Consider the following 18,706-nt stretch of genomic DNA (forward strand, 5'->3'; position numbering starts at 1 on the left):
CAAATAGCTGGAATAAAAACCTACATAGCACGGCATCCGTTCGGTGGGATGCATGAGATTATTGGTATGCAGTGCCGAGGACAACGCCAGCGTGAACATAAGGGACTCTCTCCTGGCGTCCGGGGTTTGGTCGGAGGGTGGAGAGTTCGAGGGCGCCCCGGTCTACCGCAATGGTTCCCTCACCATGATCACCGTCCCCCGTCTCCACCTTTTCTGTGACGACCTGGACCTGGCCGTGGAGAACCATCTCGGCACCAAGCCTACCGAGGTGGTGTTCCTCTCCCGTCACAAGGCTGCATCCGGGCAGCGGTCGCTGACCGTGCACCCCATCGGCAATTGGGGGAAGGCCGACTACGGCGGCCGCGAGGGAACGGTGGTGCCAGCGGCCCCACACCTCATGACCTCCCTGCTCCGCCGGCTGAAAAAGGAGGCGGAGGGCCTGGATTTCGAGGTCACCTTTGAGGTGACTCACCACGGCCCGTTCCTGGACACTCCCACGCTGTTCATCGAGATCGGCAGCAGCGAGGCGACCTGGGGGGACCGCGGCGCCGGCGAAGCCATCGCCCGGACCCTGCAGAAAACTGAGGTGACGGCCAATCTCGTGGCCATGGGCATCGGGGGCGGACATTATGCCCCCCGTTTCACCGAAGCTTCTCTGGGCAAAAAGATATCCTTCGGCCACATGCTGCCGAACTATGCCATCGATCTGCAAAACCTCCCCGCCCTGGCAGAGAAGGTCCGAGTGGGCATGGAAGGCAGCGGGGCCCGTGTGGCATACATCCACCGGAAATCGATGAAGAGGTCCGAGGCCGCCACCATGGCCAAGATCGTCACCGACCTCGGCTACGACACGGTGGACAGCTCGGACCTGGACGATCTCGGATAACGGCCCTCGCCCTTATCTCTTGGCCTTCTTCGTGGTGGGGGCGGGGACCCCCTTCTCGGCGGCCATGGGGCCTCCGCATGAGCCCGCCCCCGGACGGACGGCCTTCTTGCCGGAGGTTTTATCCTCCTCCATCTCGGCGAACACCTGGCTTAGGCCACGCTTAGCCACCGACCACACGGGAACGCCACCGGTCACGACGGCCACGTGCATCGCTTCCACGATCTCCTCCTTGGTCGCACCGAAGTTCGCGGCGACGCGCGCTTGCGGATACACGCAGTCCTCGCACATGCGGGTCGCCACACAGGCTAGGGCGATCAGCCTCTTGGTCTTGCGGTCTAGGGCGCCATCCTCCACCAGCACCCGGTCCAGCTCCTTGATGACGACGGCCAGCTCGGGGTTGTGTTCCTTGATATGGGCCAGAGCGTGGGGCACGTAGTTGCCCATCCGGCAGCCCATTTCGTCCACGGCATCCTCGGCGCTTACCTCATCCTTGAGGTTCTTGATCCGCTTGCACTGCCTGTCGTTAGTAGCCATATCGATCCTCCTGTCTCTCCTTCGCACTATGTTCTAAAGGGAGATGAACCTTGCCCCAAAGCTCAGCCGTCGATGACCGTGCCCTTAATCCCTTGGCCGAGGATGGCCGCCTTCATCTCCTCGAGATCCCGCCCATCGACGACCAGGATAGGGATGCGGCAGCGCTTGACGATCTCCGCTCCCAGTGGATCAAAGACATGCGAGTTGCCGGCCCCATGTTTCCCTTTGCCCATCATGGCGTTCAGCTCATCAAAGGTCAGGCGATCGAACTTGACGCACTCCTTGTTCTTGCGCGGGTCGGAGTCGTAGACCCCGTCCACGGAGGTGGCGTTGACGATCCTGGACGCCCCGACCCGCTCAGCCAAGGCCGCGGATACTCCGTCGGTGGTGTGCCCCGGAGTGGTCCCCCCCATCACCGCCACCTTGCCCTTCCGACCCTGGGCCGCGGTCTGCTCGATAGTGCGGGGTACGTCCTCGTACCCCAGGCTCCCCAGGGCGAGCTGCAGGAGGCGGGCATTGAGGCGGGTGACCTCGATACCCATAACGTCTAGATCATCCTCCTCCGCCCCCAGCTGGCGGCCGGTGGTGATGTAGTAGCGTGCGATCCGGCCCCCGCCGCAGACCACGAACAGCTCGTAATCGTTGGCCAAAGGTCCGAGAAGGGAAGCAAAGCGGTGGAGGAACTCCCCATCCCGGTCACCGGGAATGATAATGGAGCCACCGAGCGAGATGACGACCTTTTCCATGTGAATTCTCCTAACAACGCAGAGGTCCACTCGTGAAAGTGGGATGCAGCCGCATACTTCTTTGGCATTTAATACATATCACTCCCCATCCTTTTGACTCCAGGGTCATGCTGCCACTCACGGCGGAGCGGGAGTCCATGCCCCCTTTTTATTATCGGCAAAGTCCGACGGAGCTGGCATATGATCGTCCAGCCGTGGGGAAAGAGCTCGGCCCTCCGTTCGTTCCGCCTTCCGTGCCATCGTCGCGGTATGCGAGGCTAAGAAGTTCGCCGAAATTGTCTGGTCTTGCTTCCACGGGCACCATGGCGACGATTGTCCGTTCGGCACAGACCCTCTGGACCCGCCGACGGCATGGTCCTCGACCTTTTCCGCGGGGGCCATGTCCCCGCCTCGACCCTGGGCCATCGAGCCATCTCGATCCGCACCCGAGTCAAGCCCCCAGTAAGCTGTGGGAAGCTGACCAATAGATTTATTACAGCAATACCCTTGGTGTTAAAAAAGCGTAGGTTGACAGTACAATGGCTCCTGACGAGAGCGACAATGAACGGCTGATGGAGAAGCGCCGGTATGACTTCAAGCGGGCCCTGGAGGAGATCAGGGAGATACACGGCCGCGGTACCGAGCTCGTTTCCGTTTACGTGCCACCGGATAAGCAGATCTCTGACGTGGCGAACTATCTCCGCAACGAGTACTCCCAATCACAGAACATCAAGAGCAAGAGGACCAACAAGGCGGTCACCGGGGCGATCGAATCGATCCTGGCTCGCCTGAAATACTTCAAGGCCCCGCCCGAGAACGGGGTCATCTTCTTCGTAGGGGAGGCGCCCACCTCGGGCGACCAGACCAAGCAGGTACAGTACGTGCTGGAGCCGCCCGAACCGATCACCTCGTTCATGTATCGATGCGACTCGGAGTTCTATACCGAGAAGCTATGGGATATGCTGGACGAGAAGCAGACCTTCGGCCTCCTGGTGATCGACCGGTCGGAATCGACCATCGGCCTCCTTAAGGGAAAGCGGGTGTTGACAGTAAAGAACATTCAATCGCTCGTTCCATCCAAGCATGGAAGGGGCGGGCAATCGGCGCTCCGTTTCGAGAGGCTCATCGAGATCGCCGCTCACGAGTTCTACAAGAAGACAGCCGACGTGGCCAATGAGGCTTTCCTGGCCCAGGCGGACCTCAAAGGTGTCCTCATCGGAGGTCCAGGGCCGACCAAGGAGTTCTTCGTCAAGGAGGAATACCTCCACCACGAGCTGCGCAAGAAGATCATCGACACCTTCGACACCGGTTATACCGACGAGTATGGGCTCAAGGAGCTGGTGGAAAAGGCCAAGGATTCGCTCATCGACCTGGACCTAATCAGGGAGAAGGGGCTCATGCAGAAGCTGCTGGAGGAGATCCGCAAGTCCGATGGTGGTCTCGCCAGCTACGGCGAGGACCAAGTGCGCCATGCCTTGGAGCTCGGCGCGGTGGATACTCTCCTTCTCTCCGAAGGACTGAGGAAGAAGCGAGTCGCTCTCCACTGCCCCCAGTGCGGCTGGAGCGGCAAAGTCACCGCGGACCGAGATGAGGACGCTCGGTGCCCCAAGTGCCCCCAAGCTTCCCCAGTCATCGATTCCACGGCGGACTTGGTCGACGATTTCTACGAGGACGCCTCCAAGGTCGGCACCAAGGTTGAGCTGCTCTCGGTGGATTCGGAAGAGGGGGAGATGCTGATGAAGGCCTTCGGAGGCATCGCCGCGATCCTCAGGTATGGGTTGGGTGGACAGTGATGGATCCCTTGGAGCAGTTCGAGAGGCAGATACGCGAAGCGGTCAAGTGCACATTCTCCCAGATGGGGGCAGATGTGCCCTTCGAGGTCGAGGTCCCCTCTACCGGGGTGGCCGATTTCGCAGTACCCTGCTTCCCCCTGGCCAAGGTGCTGAGGAAGGCGCCCCCCCTGATCGCCGAGGAGGCGGCGTCCAAGCTACCGGCCATGGAACTGGTGGCGCGGGCATGGGCGGAGAAGGGCTACCTCAACTTCCAGCTCGATGACCGAAAGCTCAACGTCGCTACCCTCGGGGCGATAATGGACCTCCAAGACCGCTACGGTCGGGGGAACGCCTCTGGAGTCAAGGTGCTCCTGGAGCACACCTCGGTGAACCCTACCGGTCCGATCCATGTGGGGAGGGCCCGCAACCCCATCATCGGCGACACACTGGCCCGGTGCATGCGGGCCTACGGTTACGATGTTACCACCGAGTACTATGTGAACGATGTGGGCAAGCAGGTCGTATTGCTGACCTGGGGCCTGGAGAACATCCCTGCGGAGGAGGTGGCGGCGATCGAGAGCGAAAAGGCCGACCACCGCCTGGTGGTATACTACCAGAGGGCGAACAAGATGATGGAGGAGGACCCCGAGGTCGCTCGTCAGGTGGGGTTGATGCTCCGCCGTTTCGAGGACGGCGACGAAGAGGTCATGGCCAAGGTCCGCAAGACTGCCAAACTGATGCTGGACGGTATCATCGAGAGCCTCGAGAGCATCAACGTGGTCATTGATCAGTTTACCTGGGAGTCGGAGTTCATCAAGGATGGCACCGCCCACAACGTCGTGGAACGATTGAAGCGCTCGGAGCACTGTGGTCAGGACCAGGGCGCCTGCTACCTCGAGCTGAAGCCGTTCGGCATCCACGGGAAGGAGACAAGGTTCTTCTTCACCCGGGCCGACGGCACCACCCTGTACACCACCAGGGACATGGCCTACCACCTCGACAAGTTCAGGCGAGCGGACCGTACCATCAACATACTGGGCGAGGACCAGAAACTGGGACAGGCCCAGCTGGCCATCGCCCTCAAGTTGCTGGGTCAGGAGCGCGCGCCGGAGTGTGTGTTCTATTCCTTCGTCTCCCTTCCCGAGGGCCGCATGTCGACGAGAAAAGGAACTGTGGTGTACCTCGATGATCTCATCGAGGAAGCGGTCGACCGTGCGCTGGAAGAGGTGCGCAAGCGCCGTACCGACCTGTCAGAGGAGAAGATGGGAGAGATCGCCCGAGCTATCGGCCGCGGTGCGGTGAGGTACAACATCGTCCGCGTCCAGCCGGAGAAGCCCCTGGTGTTCAAATGGGAGGATGCCCTCAACTTCGAGGGCAACTCCGCGCCTTTCGTGCAGTACGCGCACGCCCGGGCGTGTAGCATCCAGCGTAAGGCCGGGACCTCTACCGCAGCCTTCGACCCAACGGTGCTGACCAACGAGTACGAGCTAAAGCTCATCAGAGCCCTCGCCCGCTATCCATCGATCATCAGGGAGGCGGGAGAGAAGCAGCGCATACAGGCGCTCCCGGCCTACGGTCACGAGGTCGCCTCGGCGTTCAACCAGTTCTATACCTATGTTCCGGTCCTCAAGGGTGAGGAGAACCGGGGGGCTCGCTTGGCCCTGGTGGATGCGACCCGCATTGTCCTAGCCAACATCCTCGTCACCTTGGGACTGAGCGCACCGGAGGAAATGTAATGAAGATCATTCCCCTCTCCGACGAGGACCGGGTCCCCGTCCGTATGCTCGAGCTCGCGTGCATCCGCGAGTACATAGAGGGGCCGATGAAGCGCAGCTGGGAAGAATTCGACCAGGAGACCAGGCAAAAGTTGGGAGCCTCCGCCAGCGGCTCATTCGGCTACTATCGAGACTCCAAGCTCAGCTTCGTGGCCAAGGAAGGGGACAAAGTCGTGGGCTTCGTGTTCGCCCAGATGGTCTCCTGGATCGACGGCATCGAGAATGCTGTGTGGCTGGAGAACATCGGCGTGGACGTCGAGTTCCGAAGGATGGGCGTCGGCTACATGCTCCTCAAGCGCCTGGCGCAGGAGGGTCAGAAGCTGGGGGCCCAGGTCGTGCATTCGTCCATCGCTCCTGACAATATCAGTTCCCTGCTCCTTCACAAGAAACTGGGGTTCATGGCCGAGGACCGCAAGATCGCCTATCTGGACCTCAGCAAGCTCATCGCCTAATGGTCGTCCTCATGCCTCCATCTTGGCCGACATCTTTTCCGCGACCGCCGTCTTGACGGCATCCATCTGATCCTTGGAAAACTCGCAGTTGTACTTTCCGTCGGGCACCTGGAGCGACATCTTTCCTATGCCAGTCAGTCCCTTCTTGAGGGTCACCGTCTGAACGTCCAGGTACGGGAGGTAGAAGCTCTTATCGTTCCTCTCCAGGATCTGCTTGGCGGTGAGGCCTTGGTACTCGGCCCTACCATTCTGCTTGTCCTTGTCCATCGATGCCCGGGCAGCCAGCGCCCCCACCGCCCCGAACTGCGCTCCGACCGAGGCTTTCAGTGTGCTCTTGAGCGAGCCGGCGGTGCAGGCGAAGAGGACGCCGTTGTCCATGAAGAACACATCATAGTCCCTGACCGCTCCGGCCATGCCCTTCTGGGCCCTGATGTTCATTACCACATGCCGTATCTGTTCACTGTCTCCAGGTCCCGCCACCATGATCGGGGCGCATGCGAAAATCCGATAAAAATGTGGCTGTCACATTACTGATAACGAGGTCAATGCAGGAAGGTGTGCTGGGCGGAGCCGTATCGCGTCCTTGCCAGTTCTTCGGCTAAGTGACGCTCCCCCTCCGCCAGCGGCCCCCGGACGAAACGGACGCCGAGGGCGGCGGAGAAGCCCTCGGCCATCATTCCCCTCAGTTCATCCATCCCCGGCACCTCCGAGAGTTCTTCGGCCAGGGAGGTCATCTCACCGGGGGACCGCTTGTTCCAGCGCAGCACCTCGAACATGCGCCGGTAATCAGTCCGCACCAGTAGCGTGCCGTGCTGTACCACCGCCCCGTGTCGACGGACCTGGGCGCTGCCGGATATCTTCCTTCCCCGGACCTGGACGTCGTTCACCGGTTTGAACTCCGCTTTCAGCCCCATTGCCCCGAGGGCCTCGATCACTCCCCCGCACAGCAGCCGGAAGGTCTCCAAAGGGCTTTCCGGAACCGAGCGCCGATCAACTGCCACAGTGTAGATAAGTTGCTCCGAGTCGGTGTAGATGGCGCTTCCCCCGCTCAGCCTGCGGACCAGGGCAACGCCGTGGCGTTGGGCGGCCTGGATATCGACGCACTCTCTCACCTTCTCGAAGTGGCCCAGGGAGACTGTAGGAGCGGACCGGCGGTACAGGTGCAGGGTGTCCGGCACCTCTCCGCTGCTGCGGGCCATCAACATGGCCTCATCGATCGCCGCGGACATCGCCGGGTCGAGATCGGAGCACACCAGACGCCACGGCTTATCGTCGAGGGGCCTCAGGTCACGATCTCCTTCAGCCTGTCCTCCTCTAGCGCCCGCCGCACCTCCATCGCCAGCCGGCGCCCGGTGGACATGTTCTTGCGCCACAGCGAGTTGCCGTAGGCGTGCCCCACGTTCATGTGCACGTTCGTCCCCCCACCGATGCGGGGCGCCACGTCGTAGATATGGAACTTGAGGTCCTTATCCACGCAGGTCTGCAGGCAGAAGGGCCCAATAATCCCGGGGGCATAGTGCTCCCTGGCCGCCTCGACGTACTTCTCGGCGAGCTTGAACGCGTTCTCCAGAAGGGATTCGCGCAGCGTCGCCGAGTTGTGGCCGCACACAGTGTACTCCGGCACTTTCTGTTCCTCGTTCAAGGTGAGCTGCTGGGTAGCCGGGATGCGCACGTGGCCGTCGAGGGAACTCTCGAATCTCCAATCCACCCCGATGAGTTCGACCCTCTCCCCCTGGCGCTCCAGGGGGGAGTAGAAGAAGTCCAGGTTGAACACTGGCCCGATGATGTACTCTTCCATACGAGCGCCGTCGAGGCACTCCCGATCGATCACGCCCTGCCGGATGAGCTGCTCCGATTTCTCCTTGTACTCGTGGTACGACGCGCAGGTGAAGAAACCCCTCTCCAACTTCTTCTGGGCATGGTGGAGCTTGACGATGGTGAGGGAATTAATGTCCTTGGGGTCGGTGATCTTGCGGGGGTACGGCATTCCGGCCTTGTCCAACAGCCAATAGTAATCCCGTGGACCTCCGCGATCCTCGCTCCGGAGCAGGTTGCGCGAGCCAACCAGCGGGACCTTGAACTCGTCCTCCACCGAGTCGATGGAGCAATAGGAGGTGAACGAACGGTTGGGGACAAATAACACATTCCGCTTCCTGAGGTCTGCCATGACCTCCGGCTTGAGGATATCTCTGAACCTGGGGAGCAGCATAACCTCATCGACCATGCCCCGGTATACCTTGCCCCTGGCATCCCGGAAGGCCTTGAAGTACTTCGAGTAGGGGGTATCCCTCCCATCCTGACAAACAGCCAGGGTCCTAAACCCCTCCTCCACCGCCCCATCGCAGGTATCCAGCGCGGAATGGGAACCGATCACCCCGATCTTGGCGTCGTTCGGGTCATAATTCTCAAGAAGCTCGAATATGGCATCGCGGTCAATCATGTCCTACCACCTGCTAACCGGAACGGGGTGGAGGGTATAAGCTTGTCGAGCGGCCCCGACTCGCCCCGGTGGACCGCGGTCATGCGAGGCCGAACACGATGATGAAGACCATCAGGGCGATCGATCCCACCATGTCGATGGCCGACGAGGTCAAGGGTATGGAGTGATCGTCGGGATCGAGGGACATGCGGTAGGTGGCCACCGAGACATAGTAGGAGAGGAAGTTGAGGACGGTGACGGTCACCAGACCAGCGGTGAGGGACAACAGCACCAGCTCCCATAGGGGGGGCGCACTCAGGTGCAGGACCAGAGCCACGGCATAGGTCGATATCCCCACCAGGGTGAAGACCCACAGCGAGAAGAGGTAGATGATGGCGAAGTTCTCGAAGGCCACCTTGCCAGGGACCTTCTTCGGCTCCAATATGCCCATGTGCAGAAGGGAGGCAAACCTCGATGTGAGTATGCCCCCCAGCGCGTTGGCGTCCTCGAGGAACGGGGGAATGAGCACCAGCAGCGCGGGCAGCGCCACCAGGCTCGAGAGCTGATCATCGATGGTGACGCCGGCGGCGATGTCTAAGAGGATGCAGAGGATAAGCACCGGGGAGCTCTGGACGAAGATGCGGCGTGCCTCGCCATGGCCGTTGGACAGGGCGCGGTAGGCCAGGACCGCGGTGATGACGATGAAGAGGAAGGCAAAGACCTCGATCGCCCAGTCCGGGGAACCGAGCACAATAATGGCGGCCAGGAAGAGCATGGGAAGGGTGACGATATCTCCGGCGGCTGTAATTACTGGGGCAGAGATGTTGTCGATGTCCCAGTTGCGCTTGAATCCAAGATAGGCGACCAGGATGTTGATGAATATGAGAACGATGCCGGCAAGCGTGCCGCCGAGGACGGAGATGAAGACCAGCATCTCGATCCGGATGTCCCGGGATCCCAGGGCGGTGGCGATGATGGTGGCCAGGATGCCCATGAGAACCGACATGACCAGGGTCAGGAGGAGCGAAGACTCCATGTTCGACCGCAGCAAGCTGTCCTTCTTGAAGGACATCTCGAAGGTACCGATGTGCATCGCCGTGCCCAGCCGGCTACCCAAGGCCCCGAACACGTTGCCACGCATGCCGATGGCCGGGGTGATGAGGATCATCAGCCCCGGGAGGGCCTCCAGAGCATTGGTCATCGAGCCCAAGGTGGCGCCGGCCAGAAGGTCTCCGAGCGAGGAGATCATCAGGGCCACCAGGCCGAGGGTGAACACCGATCTGTTGCGCGAGAAGAACGACCACACCCCCTTCAGCAATCAGCACACCCCATTTTCACGGAAACCGCTAATTCATATATCAATGTCCTCAGGCCGGCTCGGGAAGGCGGGAGTCCACGGCCCGACAATTGATATATATCTCAATCGGGTTTAAGGATGGCACGAGCGCGAGTAGCTAGTGCCGGCCTGGTGGACACCATTGAACCTTAGCGAGGACCGCGAGATCGCATTTCTTATCAGCTTCCGCCATCGAGCCCCGGTTCCGGGGAGGGTGCATTAAGCGATGGTGTACTACGAGGATAACGATGAGGAGAAAGAGAACCTCACCGTAAGAGAGCTGTTGACCGAGATCAAGGACATATCCGAGGTCATCGTGGATCTGGCCTACGCAGCGTTGCTGTTCGACAGTCAGGAGATCGGGGCGGAAGTCCATCACCTGGGCGCCAGGATGGATACCCTCAATCACGAGATCAAGATACGCATGATGTTGGCCTCCCGGACCAAGCAGGACGCCGTCCAACTGTCCGGCTTGTTGCAGGTCGCCGAGGCCGCGGCGTCCATATCCAGCGCCGCGGGTGACATCGTCCAGCTCCTGGAGCTCAATCCCAAGGGCAGCCCCATCGTCAGCCTCGTGCTCAAGGAAGCGGAGGAGAAGATCCGCATAATCACCCTTTCAGAGAAGTCGGACATGAAGGGTCAGAGCCTCGAGGAGCTGAGCGTAGAGACGGAGACCGGGATGAGGGTCATCGCCATCAAGCGTGGCATCCGGTGGATCTACGACCCGGAGGAGACCGAACGTCTGAAGGAGGGCGATGTGCTCGTCGTCCGCGGGACGGAGGACGGTTTCGAGCGATTGCGCCGATTCACCACCGGGCTTGAGAAGTGGCCAGTGTATCCGGAGGAAGAATAATGGGCCCGCTGGAGGAGATGCTGCTGGAGATCAAGGACACCTCCGAGCTCATGGTGGACCTCGCGTACTCGTCGCTGCTCTACAACAACCGGGACATCGCCGAGGAGGTCTTCCAGCTCGATTCCCGCATGCGGGAGCTGGAGGATGATATCCAGGAGATGGCGGTGCAGAAGGCTACGGAGGACAAGGACATCAAGAAGGCCCTGCTGATCATCCGTCTCGCCCAGTCGGTGGGGGAGATATCCACCGCCGCCCTCAAGATCGCCGACGTGGTCCGCCGCGACGTGCCTCCGCACCCGGTGATCCAGCTGGCGCTGCGAGAGACGGATGTCATCATCACCGCGGTGACTGTGGGAGAGGATTCCGATCTGGATGGGGCGACCCTGGGTAAGGTCAGGCTGGCCACCAACACCGGGATGTACGTTATCGCCATCCGCCGGGGGAGACGCTACATTTACGGCCCGGACCAGACGACCACCATGATGGGCGGTGACACTCTGTACGCACGAGGGCCCGAAGATGGCGAGCAGTACCTTAGGGACCTGGCCTCGGGCAAAGAACACCTCGACCCCAAGGATCTCAAGCGGCCTTGAATGGTGGCATGGTCCTTTGTTGAGGGCGCCAGAAGACATGTGAGAATAATGAAAGAATGGTAGCCCCGGGCAGATTCGAACTGCCGTCGCAAGATCCAGAGTCTCGCATGATTGACCGCTACACTACGGGGCTATGGTTGTGGCCTGGAAACTGCTCATATGGTTTAAATGTATCGTTTGAGCTTCGTTGCAGAGGTCACTTGAGGGCTGTTCGGAATTTGAAGAGGATGATCGCGTGCGAGGCCCCGCCTAGATTTGCCGCCCATCAAGACAGCTGGTCGAGATGTGGGCAGAGAGGGTATTGCCGATGGAGACTGTAACAAGAATGAAGGTGCTACTATGTCCCGCCGCTTCTGGCCCTCATCTTAGCCTCCTAAAAAAATATTTGGAGATGGAAGGGGCAGAGGTACGGTACATTTCTTGGTTCGGCCGTCAGACCGTATGGAGCCTCGCTCAGCTATTTGTGCGCCGTCTCCAGGGATACAAGGTGATGAACCTGAACTGGCTGCCTTTCAATAACCTCATGGAGATGAGGATGGCACGGTGGGCATGTCATCTGCTGGGCATTCGGGTGATATGGACGGTACATAACCTATCTCCTCATTCTGTGCAGTTCGGAAGCCGAGAAGCGGACCAGCTAGCCATGTGCAATCTTCGGGACTGGGCTGACCGTGGAGTTGTCCATTCCGAACGGACGAGAGCTGAATTCCAGAGCCAATATGGCAATATGCTGCCAATGGACGTCATTCCTCTGGCCAATTACCTTGACATCATTGTCAAAGCCGACCCTGACCAATCCCGAAAAAAGCTCCTCTTGCCATCGGACAAGGTCGTTGTCTTGATGATCGGGCCCAACCGGTGGAATAAAGGTATTCGCTCATACCTTCGGGTCGTCTCATCCCTTCCCGACAACTATCTGGGAGTCTTAGCTGGAGGCTGTAAGGATCCAGAGATAGCCGATCTGATCAGGCGCTTCGAGAGCGAGCACCCTGGTCGTTTCCGTGCCATACTCAGGCGGCTCGACGACAACGAGATCGCCGAGTACTATGCGGCTAGCGACATTTTCTTCATGCCGTTCGAGGACATCACCACATCGGGCAGCATAATGGAGGCTATCAGCCAAGGGAAGGCGGTTGTATCCACCGACAGAGGAAATATGTCCATGTTGGTAAGGAACGGCGTGAATGGTTACCTGGCCGAAACCGAGGATGAAATGAAAGAATGGCTCCTGTCAATCGATCGTGACACCGCCAGGTCGATGGGTGAACGAAGCCTCGAGATTGCCAAGAGCTTTCCTTGGAATGATAGCGCCCGCCATTATATGGCCATATTCGAACAGATGTTGGTAAGGCAATCCTGAGCACCATGCACCGACGCAACCCGGCAAACCCTCGTTCATCTGAACGGCCTTAGGAATGATACTGTTGTAAAACTGGACTGACACGCTTTCGATGTATTGCCGGTCAAAAGGCGGATTGGTGGACAATTTGTCAGCAGAGAAACGCTCTTGCAGTGGAAGGATAAGCATTGAACACGGGCCGGGTATCCCCGGCCCGCTCAACTTAATGTTTGAATGCCTTAATGGCCTTGAGGGTTCTTTCGAACACCTCGTCGATCTCGCCCTGCCCCTCCACATTGATGAGTATACCGCGTTCCTGGTAGAACTTGGCCAGCGGCAGAGTGCGCTCCTTGTACACCCTTAGCCTTTCCCTAACCACAGCCTCGGTGTCATCGGTTCTCTGGTACAGCTCTCCACCACACTTATCACACACGCCCTTGACCTTGGTGGGCTTGGCCACTAGGTGGTAAACCTCGTTGCACTGTTTGCAGCTGCGGCGGTTGACGATGCGGTCCACGATGATCTGCTCATCCACGTCCAAGTTGACCGCCAAGGTGATCTTGGCGATGGTATCCAGCATCTTGGCCTGTTCCAGGTTGCGGGGAAAGCCATCGAGGAGGAAGCCGCCCTTCAGGTCGGCCACCTTCTCCCTGATGAGGCCGATGACCAACTCGTCCGGCACGAGCTTGCCGGCGTCCATGAACCCCTTGGCCTTCACGCCCAAGGGAGTATTGTTCCTTACCGCCTCGCGGAGCAGGTCCCCCGTCGAGATCAGAGTGAGCCCGAGCTCCTGGCAGAGCCTCTTGGCCTGGGTGCCTTTTCCCGATCCGGGAGCTCCAAGAAGAACGATCTTAGCATCCATGGGAGGTCGTATCCTCTGCTGCCTTAAGGCATTTTTGACATCCGGCAACGGTTAATTACCACTCGGGCTCATCGGGAGTTCGGGACAACGATGCTGAAGGGAGAGCGGATCGGGCTCCGGCCGATGCAGAACGAGGACGTCTGGCACCTGTACCGGTGGTTCAACGACCAGCGGGTCCTGGAGGGTTTAGGACAGACACATGGGCTGTTCTGCATCTCGGTCGAGGAAGAGCGGGTGGCAGTTGAGAAGATGCTGACCTCGCCCACCAATCGTGACTTCATAGTCGTCGACCTGGAGGTCGATAAAGTCATCGGTTGGGCAGGCCTCTCTGACATTGATCTCCGCAACGCCAGCGCCCGGTTCGAGATTGTCATCGGGGAGCCGTCGGAGTGGGACCGGGGCAAGGGCACTGAGGCCACCCGGATGATGAGAGACCATGCATTCGAGGTCATGAACCTGCACCGCGTGCACCTTCGAGTCCCCTGCCGCAACGCCAGGGCGGTCACTTGCTTCATGGCTAGCGGTTTCGTTATCGAGGGCACCCTCAGGGACGATCACTTCCACAATGGCCGGTTCGTCCCATCTTATGCTATGGGCACCCTCAGGGACGAAGGGGGCCGATACTGATGCTAGACGGAGATCTTGTCCGGCTGAGGGCGATCGAGCAGGGCGACCTGCCGACCTTCGTCAAGTGGATCAACGATCCCGAGGTAACGGAGTACCTCCAGTTCGAGCCCCCCATGTCCCTGGAGGATGAGGTGACGTGGTACCATCACATGATCAGGAGCAAGGACCGAGCCTTCGCCATCGAGACCCTGGACGGCCGCCTCATTGGCAACATCGGCCTCATCGGCTTGGACTGGAGGAACCGCAGGACTGATCTGGGGATCATGATCGGGGAGAAGGATGCCTGGTCCCGGGGCTACGGAACCGACGCAATCACCGTCATGCTCCGCTACCTGTTCGGAGAGTTCGGTCTCAACCGAGTGGGACTGTACGTCGACGTCGGCAACCAGAGGGCCATCCGATGCTATGAGAAGTGCGGCTTCCAGCGCGAGGGCGTGGTGCGTGCCCATCGGTTCAAGGACGGCCGGTATGTCGACAGCGCCCTCATGTCCGTCCTCAGCGTGGATTGGATGCTTAGAGAAAGGGAACAAGCAAGGTAAACGGTCACTTTCTCACCAGGGACTCGTACACCGGCATAATGCGCTTCACGATCTCGTCCGCAGAGTGGTCCTTCTTGACATACTCCCGGCCGGCGAGGCCCCGCACTCTCGTCACCTCAAGGTCGCTGATGCATTCCCACACTGCCTGCTTGAGCGCCTCGGCGCTGGCATCGATGGCGATCACCGGGCAGCCAGGATAGAAGGGCCGGTACTCCGCATCGAAGGTCGAGATCGCTGCCTTCCCCATGCTCATCGCCTCCAGTGTGGCCAGGCCAATGATGCTAGGAAGCCTCGGGGACGGAGGGAGGACCTGGTCGATGAGGACATGGGACCTCGATAGCTCATCCATCGCCATAGAGTGATCGACCCGTTCCAGGACCACCGGCTCGAAATCTAAACCCTCTTCCCGGAGCTCGTCAAGGGCGCGGACGATAAGGTCAGTGCCCTTAGTGCGGCGGTTCACCACCATGTGCACGACCCTTGGCCTGGAGGAAGTATCGAAGGAGTATGGGAGTTCCTCTACTGGATTGGGGACGTACTCCCCGTCGGGCACCCACCTCGAGAGGTCCGGACGGGACAGGAACTTATGGTCTGCCAGGAACTGGTACCTCATACCATAGCCGTCCCTGGCCTCGCTGCCGTGGTAGTGGACGACCATCGGCCTCCTCCGGAACAGCTTGATGGCCAGGGCATCCCATCGCTTCCAATGTATGCCTCCATGGAGGTGGACGACATCGAAGTCTTGGGCGAAGCGGACCATCCGAATGCCGTTGGACAGGTCCTTGCCGAAACTCTGATGGGCGTAGTAGAAGTCGCGGTCATGCGGGAGGTTCAAGGGGTTCGCGTAGGTCTCGATGACCACGGCGTCGTGGCCCAGCCTCCGCTGGGCCTGCGCCAGCTGCCATGCCACACCCGCTTGGTTCTCCACATGCAGTATCCGCATCCTGACATTGATGGACGGTTATGCGCTAATATAATAAACGGTCTAGAGCACGCATCCAGTAAAACGATTAACTCTGAGGTCATTGGGGGGAGCATGCCTTTCGCCGATGACCGAGTGTCCGTGGTGAGGTGCAGTGACTATGATCAGGACAAGGCGACCGCGGCGGTCGCCCGTGCGATCGAACTGCTCGGCGGTCTCGACCGTTTCGTCTCTCCGGGGCAGCATGTCGTCTTGAAGCCGAACCTGCTGCAGGCCGCGCCACCCGAAAGATGCGTGACCCCCCATCCTGCGGTCGTCCATGCTGTGGCCAAGCTCCTGGTGGAGCACGGTTGCGAGGTTGTCATCGCCGAGAGCGCCGGAGGAGGCACGATGCATAGCGAGGGCGGGCTGCGCAAGCTGTATGAGGTGACCGGGATGGATAGGGCGGCCGAGTCGGCCGGCGTCAAGCTCAGCTTCGACACCTCGTCGCGGGATGCTCCCAACCCCAATGGCAAGCTGGTCAAGCGGTTCGAGGTCATCACTCCGGTGCTCGAGGCCGACGCCGTGGTGTCGGTGAGCAAGGCCAAGACCCATGTGCTGACATCCATGACGGGAGCGACGAAGAACATTTTCGGGACGCTGCCGGGCATGGAAAAGCCCAGTTTCCACGGCCGCCTGACCGAGGTGGACGATTTCGCCGAGATGCTTCTCGATCTCAATGCTCTCGTGCGGCCGAGGCTCCAGGTCATGGATGCAGTCGTGGGAATGGAGGGGGAGGGGCCGTCCGGCGGGGACCCTAGGCCTATCGGGGTCATCCTAGCCAGCGGGAGCTATGCGGCCCTCGATGTCGTCGCGGCAAGGCTCATGGCCTTCCGTCCGGAGGAGGTCCCGACCCTTCGGAAGGCCATGGAACGCGGGCTCCTTCCCGCCGACTATGGCGTCAACACGGTGGGGGATGATCCATCCTCCATCGCCGTTCCTGACTACCGCCATCCCCGCACCGCCACCGCCGGGGTATCCCGGCACCTCAGCGGTCCGCTGTTGCGCCTCATGCGTGTCTACGCTCTCCGCCCCGTGGTCATGGTCGACAGGTGTATCGGCTGTGGGCTGTGTGCGAAGAGTTGCCCTCGAAGCACCATCCGCATGGTGAAAGGAAAGGCCAGGATCAAGCACCACGACTGCATCCGATGCTATTGTTGCCATGAGATGTGTCCTCAGAAGGCCATCGGGTTGCAGAGGAGCCTGGGCGGTCGGATCATGGTGCGCCTGACCGAGAGGCGTCCCAAGGCCATGGAGTGATTGTCGCCTTTCTTACATTCCACAACATCAGATGATCGTGGGAGGTCAGGAGGATTAATAGGCGGTGAGGGCGATTTCTAGCCTCGCAGGTAAGCAGATGAAGTTCGAGGAGTTCAAGAAGGACACGGAGATCAGGGCCTCGGTACGTAAGAAGGAGTATACGATCGCGAAGGTAGCCTCGGTCCCCGAGCTCGACGACCGGGTGTTCGCAGTCATCACCGACGGGGCGGAGGTCACCGTGGTCGCGGAACTAGACAGCGGCCTTGAGGTACTAGAGGAGGAAAAGCCGTTCCGCATAATCTCCTTCGATACCAAGCTGCCGTTCGACCTCATCGGGTTCCTGGCCTACATAACCAAACTGCTCGCCGACGAGAACATCAGCCTGTTCGCCATATCTTCCTTCTCTACTGATCACATCCTGATGAAGGAGGCCTACCTAGCTAAGGCCATGGACGTCCTCAAGGATGCAGGCGTGAAGATCGACTGGAAGTAAGCATATTCATCCGCCGGACCACGCCGCGGGCTTACCTCGCCGGAGCGGTCTCCAGCGGCCCGGAGGAAGCTAGGTGGACGGACCGAGTCCCTTCCCGGATGATGCCTTTCAGCAGTTTCTCGTAACTGTCCCCGATGGACTGGAAGGTGTAACGGGCCTCCACCTCCGACCTTCCTTTTTCTCCCAGCTTCCTCCTCAGGAGCGGGTCCTCCAGCAAAACCTGCAACCGGTCGGTCATGTCCCCCACACGGTCGGGTGCCACCAGGTAGCCGGTCTCTCCCGGAAGCACGACGTCCCGGGGGCCGGGGATGTCGGTGGCCAGGACTGGCTTGCCGCAGGCCATGGCCTCTATGAGCACGATGCCGAATGTCTCTACCAGCGACGGCAGTACCAGGACGGAGCAGGAGCCAACGATCGACGCCAACCGCTCCCGGTTGGCCCAGGGGGCGAGGTCCACCTGGTTCTCGATCCCCAGGCGCCGCACGAGGTCACGCAGGGGTATCTCATCCTCTCCCGCCCCTAGGAGCTTCAAGGGGTGCTCCCTCCGGGTGCTTGCCGGAAGCGCGGCATAGGCCTTGACGAGCTGGCCGACATTCTTGTTCCACTCCATGCGGCCCGCGTAGAGTACGTACCCATGATCGCCACGGTCGGTCAAAGAGGACTCGTCCACTCCGCAGGGGATGACCTGCACCGGCCTTTCCAGAACCTGACTGACGTACTTTTCCATGGTTCCGTTCAGCACCACCAGGCGGTCGGCACTCTGCGCCACCTTCCGCTCCACCAGGGACTTGAACATCTCGTGCGGGTAACGAGAAAAGTCCCGGCGTAGCACCACCCGCCGGGCCGATGCCATCACATCAGCCACGTGGAAGGTGTATGAGCGGGGGACGTCCAGGTCGGATAGGTGGTAGGAACTGAGACCGTAGTGGAGGCACAGAACATCCGGCCGAAGGTCCTTGACCGATTCGGCGGCCATCCGAGAGAACGACAGCGCCTCGCTTATAGCCGCTCCATCTTGGACACCAAGGCAGCTTCGCTTCACCTCTCCGTTGGCCAGGGAGATGATGTCCACTCCGTCCGCGGTGACCAGGCCGTTCTCCTGCCCTGCCTTCAGCAACGTTACTTCGTGTCCTCGGTGGGCAAGCTCGCGAGCTATGCCCCATACCTGCAGCTCGCGGCCCGAGCACGGGTCGGGAAAGACGTCCCAATAGCTTGTGCCGTAGCCCAACAGCGTCACATGCATGTTCTTACCAGAGAGTTGGACGTTCGCCACATAAAAC

Annotated in this window: 20 protein-coding genes and 1 tRNA gene; 11 read left to right on the forward strand and 10 right to left on the reverse strand. The window is 60.2% G+C overall.

Translation table 11 applies throughout. From position 1 onward, the window contains the following. Positions 1-52: 52 nt before the first annotated feature. A complete protein-coding gene (locus SA339_12730; GenBank protein MDW5564078.1) occupies positions 53-886 on the forward strand; it encodes a D-aminoacyl-tRNA deacylase in 834 nt (277 codons plus the stop codon). A 12-nt stretch (positions 887-898) separates the two neighbouring features. On the opposite strand, the gene SA339_12735 is transcribed toward SA339_12730, so the two are convergent. Both SA339_12735 and pyrH read right to left on the reverse strand, forming a co-directional pair. Then, positions 899-1,420, reverse strand: a complete 522-nt coding sequence (locus tag SA339_12735) for a carboxymuconolactone decarboxylase family protein (protein MDW5564079.1) — start codon at positions 1,418-1,420, stop codon at positions 899-901. Between the two features lie 62 nt (positions 1,421-1,482). Continuing rightward, positions 1,483-2,166, reverse strand: coding sequence for a UMP kinase (pyrH, locus tag SA339_12740; protein MDW5564080.1), 684 nt, complete (start codon positions 2,164-2,166; stop codon positions 1,483-1,485). Positions 2,167-2,684: 518 nt separating this feature from the next. Here pyrH and prf1 point away from each other — a divergent pair. From prf1 to SA339_12755, 3 genes are read left to right on the forward strand one after another with little or no spacing between them, the layout of a single operon-like run. Next, positions 2,685-3,938, forward strand: coding sequence for a peptide chain release factor aRF-1 (gene prf1 / locus SA339_12745; protein MDW5564081.1), 1,254 nt, complete (start codon positions 2,685-2,687; stop codon positions 3,936-3,938). Next, the gene (gene argS / locus SA339_12750; GenBank protein ID MDW5564082.1) at positions 3,938-5,653 is read left to right on the forward strand and encodes an arginine--tRNA ligase; all 1,716 of its coding nucleotides are present in this window, start codon (positions 3,938-3,940) and stop codon (positions 5,651-5,653) included. Before prf1 ends, argS begins: the two co-directional genes overlap by 1 nt. Then, entirely contained in the window at positions 5,653-6,144 is a 492-nt protein-coding gene (locus tag SA339_12755; GenBank protein ID MDW5564083.1) for a GNAT family N-acetyltransferase, read from the forward strand. Before argS ends, SA339_12755 begins: the two co-directional genes overlap by 1 nt. Before the next feature lie 9 nt (positions 6,145-6,153). On the opposite strand, the gene SA339_12760 is transcribed toward SA339_12755, so the two are convergent. The 4 genes from SA339_12760 to SA339_12775 all read right to left on the reverse strand — a co-directional run bounded on the left by SA339_12760 (position 6,154) and on the right by SA339_12775 (position 9,881). Further along, positions 6,154-6,627, reverse strand: coding sequence for a hypothetical protein (locus SA339_12760; GenBank protein MDW5564084.1), 474 nt, complete (start codon positions 6,625-6,627; stop codon positions 6,154-6,156). Positions 6,628-6,686: 59 nt separating this feature from the next. Beyond that, a complete protein-coding gene (locus tag SA339_12765) occupies positions 6,687-7,397 on the reverse strand; it encodes a biotin/lipoate A/B protein ligase family protein (protein ID MDW5564085.1) in 711 nt (236 codons plus the stop codon). A gap of 29 nt (positions 7,398-7,426) precedes the next feature. After that, positions 7,427-8,584, reverse strand: coding sequence for a formate--phosphoribosylaminoimidazolecarboxamide ligase family protein (locus SA339_12770; GenBank protein MDW5564086.1), 1,158 nt, complete (start codon positions 8,582-8,584; stop codon positions 7,427-7,429). 79 nt (positions 8,585-8,663) lie between these two features. Next, positions 8,664-9,881, reverse strand: coding sequence for a magnesium transporter (locus tag SA339_12775; GenBank protein MDW5564087.1), 1,218 nt, complete (start codon positions 9,879-9,881; stop codon positions 8,664-8,666). A gap of 244 nt (positions 9,882-10,125) precedes the next feature. On the opposite strand from SA339_12775, the gene SA339_12780 reads away from it, so the two are divergent. After that, a complete protein-coding gene (locus tag SA339_12780) occupies positions 10,126-10,752 on the forward strand; it encodes a TrkA C-terminal domain-containing protein (protein MDW5564088.1) in 627 nt (208 codons plus the stop codon). Beyond that, positions 10,752-11,345, forward strand: a complete 594-nt coding sequence (locus SA339_12785) for a TrkA C-terminal domain-containing protein (protein MDW5564089.1) — start codon at positions 10,752-10,754, stop codon at positions 11,343-11,345. Before SA339_12780 ends, SA339_12785 begins: the two co-directional genes overlap by 1 nt. Before the next feature lie 57 nt (positions 11,346-11,402). Here SA339_12785 and SA339_12790 read toward each other — a convergent pair. Further along, positions 11,403-11,478, reverse strand: a tRNA-Gln gene (locus tag SA339_12790). A 258-nt stretch (positions 11,479-11,736) separates the two neighbouring features. Here SA339_12790 and SA339_12795 point away from each other — a divergent pair. After that, on the forward strand, positions 11,737-12,705 hold the full coding sequence (locus SA339_12795) for a glycosyltransferase family 4 protein (GenBank protein MDW5564090.1): 969 nt from the start codon (positions 11,737-11,739) through the stop codon (positions 12,703-12,705). A 202-nt stretch (positions 12,706-12,907) separates the two neighbouring features. Here the strand turns inward: SA339_12795 and SA339_12800 are convergent, their stop codons facing one another. Beyond that, positions 12,908-13,546, reverse strand: a complete 639-nt coding sequence (locus tag SA339_12800; protein ID MDW5564091.1) for an adenylate kinase — start codon at positions 13,544-13,546, stop codon at positions 12,908-12,910. 90 nt (positions 13,547-13,636) lie between these two features. Between SA339_12800 and SA339_12805 the strand changes: the two genes are divergently transcribed. Both SA339_12805 and SA339_12810 read left to right on the forward strand, forming a co-directional pair. Further along, positions 13,637-14,173 (forward strand): GNAT family protein, encoded by a 537-nt coding sequence (locus tag SA339_12805; GenBank protein ID MDW5564092.1) that lies wholly within the window; start codon positions 13,637-13,639, stop codon positions 14,171-14,173. Next, complete coding sequence (locus SA339_12810; protein MDW5564093.1) at positions 14,173-14,712, forward strand: GNAT family protein; 540 nt, start codon at positions 14,173-14,175, stop codon at positions 14,710-14,712. Before SA339_12805 ends, SA339_12810 begins: the two co-directional genes overlap by 1 nt. A gap of 4 nt (positions 14,713-14,716) precedes the next feature. Here the strand turns inward: SA339_12810 and SA339_12815 are convergent, their stop codons facing one another. Continuing rightward, on the reverse strand, positions 14,717-15,655 hold the full coding sequence (locus SA339_12815) for a glycosyltransferase family 4 protein (GenBank protein MDW5564094.1): 939 nt from the start codon (positions 15,653-15,655) through the stop codon (positions 14,717-14,719). Positions 15,656-15,748: 93 nt separating this feature from the next. On the opposite strand from SA339_12815, the gene SA339_12820 reads away from it, so the two are divergent. Continuing rightward, entirely contained in the window at positions 15,749-16,933 is a 1,185-nt protein-coding gene (locus tag SA339_12820; protein ID MDW5564095.1) for a DUF362 domain-containing protein, read from the forward strand. 97 nt (positions 16,934-17,030) lie between these two features. Further along, positions 17,031-17,426: an ACT domain-containing protein gene (locus SA339_12825; protein MDW5564096.1), complete on the forward strand. Its 396-nt coding sequence runs from the start codon at positions 17,031-17,033 to the stop codon at positions 17,424-17,426. 31 nt (positions 17,427-17,457) lie between these two features. Here the strand turns inward: SA339_12825 and SA339_12830 are convergent, their stop codons facing one another. Beyond that, the gene (locus tag SA339_12830) at positions 17,458-18,669 is read right to left on the reverse strand and encodes a glycosyltransferase family 4 protein (protein ID MDW5564097.1); all 1,212 of its coding nucleotides are present in this window, start codon (positions 18,667-18,669) and stop codon (positions 17,458-17,460) included. Between the last annotated feature and the right edge of the window lie 37 nt (positions 18,670-18,706).

Source organism: Methanomassiliicoccus sp. (assembly GCA_033485155.1).
Lineage (GTDB): Archaea > Thermoplasmatota > Thermoplasmata > Methanomassiliicoccales > Methanomassiliicoccaceae > UBA6.